The 12073-nt window shown below is 43.9% G+C and carries 19 protein-coding genes; 7 read left to right on the top strand and 12 right to left on the bottom strand.

Features of this window, described 5'->3' with window-relative positions:
- Nucleotides 1-11 precede the first annotated feature (11 nt).
- From ndk to thrC, 6 genes are all read right to left on the bottom strand, one after another.
- Nucleotides 12-467 carry a nucleoside-diphosphate kinase gene (ndk, locus tag N5910_RS03555; RefSeq protein WP_191216459.1) on the bottom strand — a complete coding sequence of 152 codons (456 nt, stop codon included), beginning with the start codon at nt 465-467 and terminating at the stop codon, nt 12-14.
- The gene (locus N5910_RS03550; RefSeq protein WP_074358742.1) at nt 464-625 is read right to left on the bottom strand and encodes a 50S ribosomal protein L24e; all 162 of its coding nucleotides are present in this window, start codon (nt 623-625) and stop codon (nt 464-466) included. The genes ndk and N5910_RS03550 overlap by 4 nt, the downstream gene beginning before the upstream one ends.
- Before the next feature lie 16 nt (nt 626-641).
- Entirely contained in the window at nt 642-848 is a 207-nt protein-coding gene (locus N5910_RS03545) for a 30S ribosomal protein S28e (RefSeq protein ID WP_074358741.1), read from the bottom strand.
- Nucleotides 849-898: 50 nt separating this feature from the next.
- The gene (gene rpl7ae / locus N5910_RS03540; RefSeq protein ID WP_191216458.1) at nt 899-1270 is read right to left on the bottom strand and encodes a 50S ribosomal protein L7Ae; all 372 of its coding nucleotides are present in this window, start codon (nt 1268-1270) and stop codon (nt 899-901) included.
- Nucleotides 1271-1578: 308 nt separating this feature from the next.
- Entirely contained in the window at nt 1579-1788 is a 210-nt protein-coding gene (locus N5910_RS03535; RefSeq protein ID WP_074358740.1) for a histone family protein, read from the bottom strand.
- A gap of 223 nt (nt 1789-2011) precedes the next feature.
- Entirely contained in the window at nt 2012-3214 is a 1203-nt protein-coding gene (gene thrC / locus N5910_RS03530; RefSeq protein WP_074358739.1) for a threonine synthase, read from the bottom strand.
- 662 nt (nt 3215-3876) lie between these two features.
- Here thrC and N5910_RS03520 point away from each other — a divergent pair.
- The 7 genes from N5910_RS03520 to N5910_RS09490 all read left to right on the top strand — a co-directional run bounded on the left by N5910_RS03520 (nt 3877) and on the right by N5910_RS09490 (nt 7140).
- Nucleotides 3877-4584 (top strand): DUF169 domain-containing protein, encoded by a 708-nt coding sequence (locus N5910_RS03520; protein WP_074358738.1) that lies wholly within the window; start codon nt 3877-3879, stop codon nt 4582-4584.
- Between the two features lie 9 nt (nt 4585-4593).
- A complete protein-coding gene (locus N5910_RS03515) occupies nt 4594-5349 on the top strand; it encodes a DUF169 domain-containing protein (protein ID WP_261599784.1) in 756 nt (251 codons plus the stop codon).
- Nucleotides 5350-5481: 132 nt separating this feature from the next.
- Nucleotides 5482-5793, top strand: a complete 312-nt coding sequence (locus tag N5910_RS03510) for a hypothetical protein (RefSeq protein WP_145924512.1) — start codon at nt 5482-5484, stop codon at nt 5791-5793.
- Nucleotides 5794-5795: 2 nt separating this feature from the next.
- Nucleotides 5796-5963 carry a hypothetical protein gene (locus N5910_RS03505; RefSeq protein WP_261599783.1) on the top strand — a complete coding sequence of 56 codons (168 nt, stop codon included), beginning with the start codon at nt 5796-5798 and terminating at the stop codon, nt 5961-5963.
- Nucleotides 5964-6023: 60 nt separating this feature from the next.
- The gene (locus N5910_RS09495) at nt 6024-6281 is read left to right on the top strand and encodes a 4Fe-4S binding protein (protein ID WP_191216572.1); all 258 of its coding nucleotides are present in this window, start codon (nt 6024-6026) and stop codon (nt 6279-6281) included.
- Nucleotides 6282-6361: 80 nt separating this feature from the next.
- Nucleotides 6362-6607, top strand: a complete 246-nt coding sequence (locus N5910_RS03500) for a hypothetical protein (protein ID WP_261599782.1) — start codon at nt 6362-6364, stop codon at nt 6605-6607.
- Between the two features lie 407 nt (nt 6608-7014).
- Complete coding sequence (locus tag N5910_RS09490; protein WP_340222550.1) at nt 7015-7140, top strand: 4Fe-4S dicluster domain-containing protein; 126 nt, start codon at nt 7015-7017, stop codon at nt 7138-7140.
- Nucleotides 7141-7505: 365 nt separating this feature from the next.
- Here the strand turns inward: N5910_RS09490 and N5910_RS03495 are convergent, their stop codons facing one another.
- From N5910_RS03495 to N5910_RS03470, 6 genes are all read right to left on the bottom strand, one after another.
- Nucleotides 7506-8138 carry a stage II sporulation protein M gene (locus N5910_RS03495; protein ID WP_074359731.1) on the bottom strand — a complete coding sequence of 211 codons (633 nt, stop codon included), beginning with the start codon at nt 8136-8138 and terminating at the stop codon, nt 7506-7508.
- Nucleotide 8139: 1 nt separating this feature from the next.
- Nucleotides 8140-9234 (bottom strand): tryptophan--tRNA ligase, encoded by a 1095-nt coding sequence (locus N5910_RS03490; protein ID WP_261599781.1) that lies wholly within the window; start codon nt 9232-9234, stop codon nt 8140-8142.
- 101 nt (nt 9235-9335) lie between these two features.
- Nucleotides 9336-9842, bottom strand: a complete 507-nt coding sequence (gene endA, locus N5910_RS03485) for a tRNA-intron lyase (RefSeq protein ID WP_074358735.1) — start codon at nt 9840-9842, stop codon at nt 9336-9338.
- A gap of 174 nt (nt 9843-10016) precedes the next feature.
- A complete protein-coding gene (hxlB, locus tag N5910_RS03480) occupies nt 10017-10601 on the bottom strand; it encodes a 6-phospho-3-hexuloisomerase (RefSeq protein WP_074359730.1) in 585 nt (194 codons plus the stop codon).
- Nucleotides 10602-10631: 30 nt separating this feature from the next.
- Complete coding sequence (npdG, locus tag N5910_RS03475; protein WP_074358734.1) at nt 10632-11306, bottom strand: NADPH-dependent F420 reductase; 675 nt, start codon at nt 11304-11306, stop codon at nt 10632-10634.
- 21 nt (nt 11307-11327) lie between these two features.
- Nucleotides 11328-12071 (bottom strand): sugar phosphate isomerase/epimerase family protein, encoded by a 744-nt coding sequence (locus tag N5910_RS03470; protein ID WP_191216453.1) that lies wholly within the window; start codon nt 12069-12071, stop codon nt 11328-11330.
- Between the last annotated feature and the right edge of the window lie 2 nt (nt 12072-12073).

Below are 12073 nucleotides of genomic sequence, written 5' to 3'. Positions count from 1 at the left end.
AATCTCCGGGTCTATTCCTCGTAAATCATCTCTCTATCAGGCATTTCATAAGTGCAGATTTCGGATTCGTCAAAGAAAAGTTTAATCTCCCTTTCAGCTGATTCCGGGGAATCTGAAGCGTGTATTATGTTTCTTCCTGTTTCAAGGGCAAAGTCTCCCCTGATTGTTCCCACATCTGCCTCTGCAGGGTTTGTGGCGCCCACCATCTTCCTTATGAGTGATATGCAGTCCCTGCCCTCTATGACCATTGCAAGGACGGGTGCGGAGGTTATGTAGGACACAAGGTCTGTGAAGAATGGTTTTTCCCTATGTTCCTGGTAGTGCTCCATTGCAAGTTCCTCAGGGATCTGGAGCATCTTTGCCGCCACTATCTGGAGTCCCCTTTCCTCGAATCGGGATATTATCCTTCCTGCGAGGCGCCTCTTCACTGCGTCAGGTTTCAGCATTACAAAGCTTCTTTCCATCATTTTTTAACCCATTTAACTTTTCTTGGAACCCTTCCCAGTTTTATCATGTTTTTCTCGCATTTGCTGCCGCAGAAGAAATAAATGGTACCGTCCTTCTTAACGTACATCTTACCGGTACCCGGCTCTATTTCCTCGTTGCAGAATGAACAGACTCTCATTTAAAACACCTACTCATTAGGGGGTCCTGATTTCCTTGGCTTCCCTGATGGTGTCAAGGAGCATGAGGATATCGCCTTCCCTCACAGGACCCATAACGTTCCTTGTCAGTATCCTTCCCTTGTCTCTTCCATCAAGGATCCTGCATTTTACCTGCATTACCTCTCCAGTCATCCCGGTCCTTTTGAGGACCTCAATAACTTCCGCTGGAGTTGCTTCCTCCATTAAATCACCTTTATGTTAAATTGAAAGTGAAAGGCGTTTTTGCCTTTCATTTACTTTTTGAGTTCTTCAACCTTTTCTATTATCTCGGTTATGATTTCCTCAGCATCTCCTGATTCCACTATGCATGCTGAGGCTGTGCCGACGTTTAAACCTGCGGCTGCTCCCAGTTCATCCTTTGTCGGGATGTATATGTATGGTATTTCCTTTTCTTCTGCAAGGAGCGGGATATGAGCCACTATTTCAGCAGGTTCAACGTCCTCGGCTATGAGCACGAGCTGGGCAACTCCCCTCTCGATTGCCTTGGTAACCTCATTGGTACCCTTGGATATTTTCCCTGTTTCCCTGGCGATTTCAAGGGCCTCTGCAGCCTTATCCGCCAGTTCCTTTGGTACATCAAATTTCACGTATATTGCCTTTGCCATGTTATTTACCTCCTTTTTCATCTGGTCTTCATACCATCCATCGGTAATTACACCAATCTGGATCAGTAATCCAATTTATGGATTAACATGAATTGGGTGAGTACTTTTATATGTTCTCGCTATATAAAAGTTGCTGGATACGGATTTTCATGAGAAATCGTATTAATATAAATTCCCGGGGGCTCAGCCGGATCAAACCGGGAAAACAAGGATTAATAAAGATTGATCTTTCATCACATATAAAGTTTTGCCGCTAACAAAAAGGTAATATGAATGATTGGAACCGGATGTAAAGGATCCCTACATCCCTAGAGTTCCATCTTTTTAACAGCCAGCTTGATGTCATCCTTTTTTACTGTTTTCCTGCCGGCGTGTTTTGCGAGTTTAACCGCTTCTACTGCGATTTTTTCGCCTCTTTCTTCAAGTGCTTCTGCAAGTGCTTCCCTTGCATCATCACTCACCCTTTCTGCACCGGCATTCTTTATTATTCTCCCAATTGGGGCTATTGGCAATTCCATAATTAACCACCTCATTTTATGTAATATTATCTATCATATTATCCTATATAAATATATCGCTAATCTTAGGGTTTCTCTCGGCCATAGATTGGTCCATGGGGCACCTTAACCAAATCAATATAATCAGAGGGTTCAGTAAGGTGAGAGATTAACATGAGAGTGGATTAACAAAAAATAGAAAAATTTAAAAGGAAAAAATTAGCCTCAAATATTAAAAGGAGTATTATGGCTTATTTTTACCTATAACATCCCTTAACTGGTTTATATCGGGTTCAACTTCAACAGGCTTTGTTGAAGCCCTTATGGCGGTGTCAGGATCCTTAAGCACGTGGCCGGTTACCACGCAGACAACCCGCTCGCCCCTGTCAACGACGCCCTCATCAACAAGCTTCAACAGCCCTGCGATGGAGGCTGCAGATGCCGGTTCAACACCTATACCCTCCTTCCTTGCCAGGAGCTTCTGGGCAGAGAGTATCTCCTCATCGGTCACGGTCTCTGCATAACCATCGGATTCATATATGGCGCGAAGGGCCTTGAGGTAACTCACAGGGGCCCCTATCCTTATGGCCGTTGCAACGGTCTCGGGATCCTTAACAGGTTCAATATCGGTACTGCCCCTCCTGAATGCATCAACAACAGGAGCGGCTCCCTCGGCCTGTATACCCGTCATCATTGGTCTATCATCGATGAAACCCGCCCTGTAGAACTCGGAGATCCCCTTCCATATCGCCGAGATGTTACCGGCATTTCCAACTGGAAGTATTATCCTGTCAGGGGACTCCCAGCCAAGGTCATCCACGATCTCAAATCCAATGGACTTCTGACCCTCAAGCCTGAAGGGGTTTACAGAGTTAAGGAGGTAGAGTTCACCCATAAGGGCGAGTTTTGTGACAGCCTCAAGGGCCTCATCAAAGTTCCCCCTGACAGAGAGGACCCTGGCACCATGGAACATTGCCTGGGCCAGTTTACCCAGGGCAACCTTACCCGATGGCAGGAGCACGACACACCCAAGACTGGCCCTTGCCGCGTAGGCTGCCAGAGATGCTGATGTGTTCCCTGTTGAGGCGCATCCAACCGTGTCAACGTCCAGTTCAACGGCCTTGGTTATCCCTACGCTCATGCCCCTGTCCTTGAAGCTCCCTGTTGGATTGGAACCCTCAACCTTCACATAGAGTTCAACTCCTGTTTCCCCTCCGATGGTGTCACACCTGACAAAGGGTGTTCCGCCCTCATCAAGGCTGATGATCCTTGAAGGGTCAACAGGCATGAATTCCCTGTACTTCCACATGTTCTGTCTTCTGCAGCTGAAAACATCCCTTGAAACATCAGGTTCGCATTCAACCTCAAGTACTGACCCGCATTCACTGCAGGTGTAGATAATCTCATCTAAAGCGTATTCCCTACCACATGATATGCATCTTATCATAAACATCCTCCAAACGGTTATACATTATGTCTATTTTGGCTGATCAAAGTAACAAAAACCACATATTACACAACCACAGTTCAAATATGACCTTTCTAATTTTTAAATATTCCCTATAAAACTAAATAAGGAAAACGTCTTAAGTAATTGTTAATTTACTATTGCAAAATTCCATAAGCAGAAGAATTGATCCTCTTCTTTAGGATAAACACTTCCAAGCTTGACACTTGCAAATAAATGACTATATTAATTCCGTTCTTACTTCTTTTTTCTGTCGTTATCTAATTTGTTATCCATCACATCAAGATAGGCGCATTACTCAAAAACCACAACAATTTCATTTACAGCTGCAAATAACAATTTTGAGCTGACAATTGCTGTGACCACTGCAGTTTTTGGAATAGGATCAGTAGCAGCGTTTGCAACTTTAATTGGGCCATAATAGAGTTTCCACTACTTATAAGTCTTGTAAATGTAGCACTACTTTTTCAGAGGCGATATTTCGCCATATAAATCTATAATAAGCTATGGAGTTAAGAGCGTTAATGTTAGGCAGTGTACATAAAACAAATTTATATATTTAAATATATTGATATACAGATACGAAGCATAAGAAAGCTGTCTTATGGAAAAAATGTGTTATGGAGAAGTGAGGCGATTCAATGAAAGAAACAGCAAAAAAATTGAAAGAAATATTGAATTTAAATGGGGTCGTAGGAGTAACATTGATAAAGGACGAAAAATATGTCCCCGATGGTATTGAAACATTGGAAAATCCATTATTTTATTGTGTGATGCTTAAAAAAGCTGCAAGCGAAAGAAAATCATTTTATGCTCCTGCTGAAGTGCAATCATGTCCCAGAGGTAAAGCAGTCTTAGGGATGGGTGATACCCCTGAATTTGAAAAAACTGGGGAGTTCTATATTAATAAAAGTTCTGCAGCCGATACTCGTGCGGCAACCCGGTTAGTTGAATCTGTCCCTCGTTTAAAAGATGTAAAAGGAACGTTAATACAGCCTTTAGAAGATGCTAAAAATCCTGATGTGGTTTTAGCTTTCCCCACTAATGCAAGAAATGCACATGAGCTTATACATGCCTCTATTTATCAAACTGGAGGTAGTATAAACGCAGAGTTTGCAGCGCCTTACAGTTTCTGCGGTTATACGACAGCGAGAACTTATTTAAATGATGAAGTTAGTTTTGCAATTCCGTGTGGTGCTGCAAAAAAAGCTGTGAAAATGATCGGTGAAGAATACACAGATGAAGAACTGATAGTTACAATTCCCGGCCAACAAATAAATCAAGTGGCTGAAAATCTGACAAAGCTTGGCTCTGTAAAAGAACGGATGAAAGCAAAGACCGGGGAATAATTATGAACGTTGAAGAAGTTAAAAAAAATAGGTCAGGAAATGATATCAATCTTAGATCTTAATAAATCTCCAGTTGGAGTAAAATTTTTAGAAACAGATGAAAAAGCACCGGTAAATGTGGAATTTCTTGAAAAACATCGATACTGTCAAGTTTTAATGAAGGCTAGGAGCGGTGAAGACGTTGTTCTAGCTGGAGAAGAAATTTCATGCCCTGCTGCAGCAGCTGCTTTTGGTTTCCGTCCTTTACCAGAGAAACTTGAGTCTGGAAAGGGTCTTGTAGGTTTTGGTATAGTATCAGACCCTGAAGTTGGAAAGGAAATGTTTGAAGGTATGTCGAAACTGAAACCTGGACAGATTCAGCAGTTGCATATTTTTCCATTAGAAAAGGCGGAATATATTCCGGATATTGTGATTGTGGAAGATTACCCTGAAAAACTCATGTGGATTGCTCTTGCGTATCTACATGCTGTGGGTGGGAAAAGAATAGAAAGTTCTACTGCCATTTTACAGGCAACCTGCATTGATGCTACCATCATTCCATTCCTCAGTCAACGCATGAACTTTGTTTACGGATGTTATGGCTGTAGAGACGCTACAGATTTAGGCGAACATGAAGCCATACTGGGATTTCCAGGATCAATGCTTCCTAAAATCATAGAACATCTGGAATACCTTGGTAAAACAGCAATACCTCGGTCTCGCTCAAAAGGAGCATTTTCTCTTTTAAAAGGGAAAGATAAATGGGTAAAAGATTGCTCAAATTAGAATGTATATAATGGATTTTAATTCTTCTTCTTACCTTATTTAAAAAGAACATTTCAAGAATTTAATGATTAGAATGAGTTTGATGATAAATAAATTAACAGCTTTAGAAATTATGCGCGGAGGTAGAGTGTTTTGGAAAATAATAAATGTGGATGTGAAGATGAACCGCCTGCTGAGGCAGAAGAAAATGTTGAACCTTGTTGTGGATCTGATGATACAGATATAGAAGAAGATGCTGGATGTTGTTGTGGAGCTAAACATCCTGATGAATCACTTGTGGATAACCCTGATAAGCCTACCTTCATAGCAGATGATGAATTTATTAAAGAATTTGAAAAACGTGCTCATTCAATAGGTATAAAAGTTATAGGATACACTCAGCTTACTTCTGAGCTATTAATTAAGAAGATAAATTTATTCAATACCCAAATGCCATTGTATTGACAATGGAAATGAGTAACGAAACCATTAAGACAGCTCCGGGTCCAGAAGCATTGGCATTAAATAATGCAAACTATGAAAGATTAGGTAATTTAACTTATAAACTCTCTGACTATCTTAGAGAACAAGGTTATGCAACAGAAGTTGCTCACCCTTTTGAAGGAGAGTTATAAATTTCCCCCTACTTGCTCAAAAAGCAGGAATAGGTTATATAGGGAAAAAACGGTCTTTTAATAACTCCTGAATGTGGTCCAAGACAAAAAATTTCAGCAATAATTACAAGCATAGCAAATCTACCTATAAAAGATAAAAATGAGCATGCGTGGATACCTGAATACTGTGAAAGATGCGGTGAATGCATCAAAGCCTGCCCTGAAAAAGCATTGGTAGAAATAGAAACTTGCTGTGGGGGCGAAGAAGTCAAATACAAGAAATTGCATTGGCTAAAGTCAGGGCTGTATTTACTGTATAGAGGCATGTACATTCGATGAAAAAGGATATGAGCACATTAAGAACAAATTTGACAAAATAAATGCCAAATTAAAAGATAAACAAAGAAAGAACTTTAACATTGAATTATGGGAAGACTGGGCTAGATTTTTCTCTATTTACTGGTCTGGTTAATGGTGCTACTATCGCAATGGCAATGACAGAAAATGATGAACAAATCATCCTTTTAGAAAAAGAAGACCGGTTAAAAGGGAGTATTAAAGATCCGGAAGAATTAGAACGTCCTGCGGCTGATTTAATGTTTAGTATGGATGCAAAAGATATGGCGAGTTTATTAAAAAAAATAATGACTCTACAAAATCCATAGAATTACTCTCCTCTGAAAAAATAGGGATTTATGCGTTGATAAGCCAGTTAGAACTTATGGATAAAGGATATACGTTATTTTTAGGCAGATTAGGTTTTAGATTAGGTGGAGGAGGAGGTTGCTGCGGCTAAATATTCTTGTTTTAATTTATAAACTTTAAGAGGTGATAAAATGGATTCAAAGATGAAAGAAATGTGCCAGACCAGATGAAAAATACAGATAACTCTAAAATGATGCAAAAACTACCAGATAAGGAAAAGATGAAATAAATGTGCAAAATGATGGAAAAAGCAGGTTCCAAGCCAAATTCTTTAAAGAGTGAATGGGCATCTTCACTGAAAAATAAAGCATAGAATCAAAGATGATTATAGTATAGCACTGAATCAACCGATAACCTGGATGAAAACATGTGTAAAGGCTGCAATATTTGCGTCGAGTTCTGTCCCCACGAAGTTTATGAACAATCTGAAAAAGCGAAAAGGAATGCAGAAAATGTGTTCTACGCACTCTATTATGTCCAGAAAAAGCTATAACAATAGAAAAGGCAGAAGAACATGCAGCGCTGAGTGAAGGCCAAAATAATGCAGAAGTTATAATTTTAAATGCTCTGGAAACTTGTCCCATCAGATTTTAACAGTTCATTAGATTATACCTGGCAAAAAAGTGATATTAAAGCAGAGATTGAAAAATTAAGTGAAATGGAATTATTTCTCCTTTATACCTGTCTAGCCCTTCGTTGTTAGTTATTGTTAACTGTGTCACGTCACCAGTATTACTTTTTATGTTAAAGCACTTATTCTGTGATGTATGCTAACCGGAAGATAATTTTATCATAAATTCACCCGCAAGGATAGATCGAAATGAAGAAGAGATAACCTTTATCCCTCAAGAACTTTGATCAGACGACCCCCTTGATGTAGGTGTATATCCCCAGGGTCAGGTTCGCCTCAACGAAGGCTGCCACAATGAGGAACACTATCCCTATACCCAGAAGCATCAATGAATCCTTGAGCTCATCACTGTGTTCAGAGTAGAAATGAAGCATCCTCTCGGTGAGGGACCCGTACCATGTCTCGGTAATGACGTCTCCAAGGAAGTGATAGGTGAAGCTCGCCAGTCTGAAGCCGGCGGCCCCTGCAATTATGAGTCCGGGTATCTCAAATACTCCATGGGGCATCGTCAGGAGAAAGAAATCTCCGAGGGGAACCTTCGATGCAAAGAAACCGATGAAAAGTCCGTTCACAAACAGGAAGAGGGCAGTGAAAACACCGAGGAGAATACCCCCACCGTATATCAGCAGGGCGGCCTGGAGGTTGTGGAGGAATATTGATGCTGTTGTGAGTTTCAGTTCACCCTCAGCAATGCTCCTCCTGAACTCATCCATCAGTGGGTTCAGCAGGCCGCCAACCGCCCCTGAGAACAGGTACCCTGCAAAAAGCGATGCAAGAAAAATGAATGTTGAAACCATCAAGAATGTTTCATTGGTCCTTATAAGGTAACTCAGAGTCCCCTCATACCGTTCCTTTTTCATTTTATCCCTCAAGAACCCCCTCAGCAACACGTAGGGCCTTTTCTCGTTTTTCTGAAAGTTCCTCAAAGAACTTTCTTACAAACTCTGCAGTATTATTTTTACATTCACCACACATAAGTGTACCGTTTCTGCAGGAATCATATATCTCCTCAAGGTCATCATCCCGCCCTGACATATGGTAGAGGAGTGTCTCATAGATGATGCAATCCTCGGGGACTCCTCCAAGTTCCCTCTGCTCCTTCAGGGTCTCCCTTCCACCTGTCTTAGCGTTCCTTATCTTGGCTTCAGCCTCCTCAGGGGTGTCGCTCAGGAATATTGCGGATTTTGGCTTGCTGCTTGACATCTTCCCCCCTGTAAGGCCCCTCATGAACCTGTGGTAGGTTGATGATGGCTGTATGAATCCGAATTTCTCCCTGAACCTCGCCGCCATATCCCTGGTGAGCCTTATATGGGGGTCCTGGTCCGGTCCAACAGGCACGAGGGTGGGTCTTGGACCACCCATTTCCTCTAGCTGGGGGTGGAGTATGTCAGAGACCTGGATTATGGGGGCGTACATATGGGCCATGCTTGTTGAACCTGTAAAGCCATAGATGGCCCTGAGTTCATTGAAGTTAACCTTTCCTGCAAGAATGTATGCAAGGTCCTCAACCATGAGGTTCTCTGACTGGAGGTAGACGTGAATGTTCTTCTTTGAAAGGTCCAGTCCAAGTGCAATGTAGTTCGCAATGTACTCCTCAACAGCGATCCTCCTGGATGTTTCAAAGTCAATGCCCCTGGCAGAGTATGCCTCCATATCGGCTATCGGTATGAATATTTCGGCTCCGATGCTGTCATACCATCGGAGCTGGTCAACTATCATCTTATGGCCGATATGCATTTTTCCGCTTGGCATCATCCCAGTCACAACTGCAAAGTCCTCCCCCTTCCTGACGGCTTCAAGGATCCTTTCGTAGTCCCTGTGCCCGAAGACTATCCCCCTCCTCATGAGCCAGCTGGGGTCAGGTACATCATCCAGTATCTCACTGAAGGGCTTCACACCAAATTTCTCGATAAGTTCCTGATATTCAAGGCTTGCTGATCCCCATGGATCTATCACTACAATCACCTACAGAATCTTCTGTTCCAGAATCATGGCCTTACCCATCTAACAGTTCAGGCAATCACTGGCTTATCCCGTCAAAGGGTGATCTTATCAGATCATGGCCTTATCCAGTCAACAAGGTAATAGGTAATGTCCTCCTCATCATCAAGGAAGGCCAGGAGCAGTCTCTTGTTAACCCCGTGGGCCACCCTCACATAGCTTGAAAAGTCAAGGGCGTGTATGGTTGCATTCTCGGATATCACCCTGACAAGGTAGGCTGAATGGGTCCTTCCGGGGGCTCCTCCCCTCTCATAGAGCCTGAACTCTACACCGTACTTGAATCCTGTCTTCACGATGTAGCCCCTGTTCCTGAGGTCCCTGTAGACAAGGTACTTGCTGTAGAGTCCCCTCTCAGCAAGGAGGGATATGAATTCCTCCAGTGTAACATCGTCGTCATCCTTCTTCAGTTTGAGTTTACCCTTCTCCATGAGGTAGGCTGCCTCGATAAGGGAAATCTGAAGTCTTTCCTCATAGATCTTACCATAATGGCTCTTCTCATGAAGCCTCCTTGCCATCGAGTTCAGTTTTACTGTTACCACTTCATCTCCAAGCTGTCCCTGCATTCATCACTCCTCCATTTCTGGACTTACCTGCATGAGCTGATTTATATGTGATGAGGACATGTATCCCTGCCCAGTTATAGCATGTCCCCTCCATCCTCTCCCCCTAACACCATCACAGCTACTCAATTATAGCATGCCTCTTCCTAAGATCCTTCTCCTCAAACACCATCACAGCTACTCAATTATAGCATGCCTCTTCCTAAGATCCTTCTCCTTCTTTCCAAGTATTGACATGAACTCAGCTATGAGGCCATCAAGGAAAAGGTGGGTGGTGTCCTCGAAGAGCGTCCCCATGGGCGTGAGGTCATCATAGTCCCCCCTGAGGACACTTGAGGTGTAGTACTTCCATGGCTCCTTTGTCTTGCTTGGTATGGTTATAACCACATCTGAACTTTCGGTGAGGGTTGACCCTGGGGTTGCTGTTATTGCGATGACCGTTGCACCCACTGAGGCTGATGTCTCGGCTGCAAGGGTGACGGTCTTGGTCTCTCCTGACCCTGAAATGGCCACAAGGCAGTCCTCGGCACTTATTGCGGGAGTGGTGACATCACCAACGGCATAAACCGTGAATCCAAGGTGCATGAGCCTCATTGCAAAGGCCTTACCCACAAGTTCCGATCTTCCAGTTCCCACAATGAAGACCGCCCTTGAAGCCATTATAGAGGATATCATCCTTTCAAGCTCTGATTCATCAACCTGGCCTATGGCCCTGTTGGCGTGTTCTGTGATCTTTGCAACGGTGTTTTTAAGTATCTCCATTTCAATCAACTTAAAACATTTTATAACAAACTATTCAGGGAGGTTGGTTATCCTTATACCCGCATTCCTCACTCTGTTTTTGATGTTCAGGTTTATGAGGAGGGGTGTTATCTTCTCTATGATCCTTGCATTTTCAAGTGGCCCGCAGTCAACTGCCCTGACACCCTTTATCTTCTCTGCCAGTTCCATTGCAGTCTCAAGGGCGTCCTGATGGTCCGATGCCACCAGACAGTCACAGTCAACAGGACTCTCAATATCAAGGAGGGCGGATGCGCTTATGTTGTTGAATGCAGCGGCAACCCTTGTGCCCTGGTCCTCAAGGAAGCCCGCCGCCCTCTCGGCTGCTGAACCCTCCCACAAGTCAACGTACTTGACAGCTGAGCCTCCAAGGCAGCTCTCAATGGGGACGGTGGCATCTATGAGGACCATGTCCCTGAGCTGATCCTTTATGGAACCCAGGGTCGCCATCTGTGCCTGGAGGGGCACCGTCAGTATGGCAACGTCTGCTGCTTCCGCGGCTTCAGGGTTTGCGGCTCCCTCCACCATGAGATCATCCCTTTCTGCGAGTTCAAGGACCTGACTGACGGCTTTATCCGCCTTTTCAGGGTCCCTTGAACCTATAATTACATGTTCACCGGCAACTGCAAGTCTCAGGGCGATTCCAAGTCCCTGATCTCCTGTTCCTCCAATAACTGCAATCTTCATATTCATCACCTTAAAACTCAATCAGTGGATTATTCTCCTTAAAAATTCAATGCTACTCTCAATCTCACGGGTGTTCTTAACCTCAACCGTCAGCACACCCCTGTAGCCATGGTCCTCCAGTTTATCAAGAAGGCCCCTGAAGTCTATGCTGCCCTCACCCAGGGCGTCGTGGCTGTCGGTTTCACGGTCATTGTCAGAGAGGTGTACGTGGCCCACCCTCCCTGTGACCATCTCATCCACACCGTAACCCATGGTGGCTGCATGGGCCACGTCAAGGGTGACCATGGTGTCAAGTTCCTCCACGGCACCCCATAGCTCATCAAGGTCCCTCATAAGGGGGCCTTCAAGGCGGGGCATGTTCTCGGGGAAAACACCAACACCCCTCTCCTCCCCGTAATCAACTATCTCCCTGAGGGACTCCATGTTCCTCTCCATTATCCTCCCGCTGTAGCGTCTTCCTAGGAAGGGGACCAGTCCAGGGTGGACCACAAGGACATCTGCCCCGATATCGGCTGCAAGGTCCACTGACCTCATCACCTCCCTGACAGATGCATCCCTTACCCTGTCATTGAGTGATGCTATGTTGATGTCGGATATGGGTGCATGTACCGTGAATCCGATGCTGTATGAATCCGTGACCTCAACATCGGCCATGGGGTACTCGTTTATGATTTCACAGTAATCGGCGCCAATGTCCTCAAGGTATTCAAGGATCTCGCTTATGCTGTGCTCTGCGAGTGCCAGGGTTGAGACACCGATCTTCATGA

This window comes from Methanothermobacter wolfeii, from assembly GCF_025397995.1.
GTDB lineage: Archaea > Methanobacteriota > Methanobacteria > Methanobacteriales > Methanothermobacteraceae > Methanothermobacter > Methanothermobacter wolfei.
Note: the sequence above shows the minus strand (reverse complement) of the source record. Positions and strands in the feature narration are given on the sequence as shown.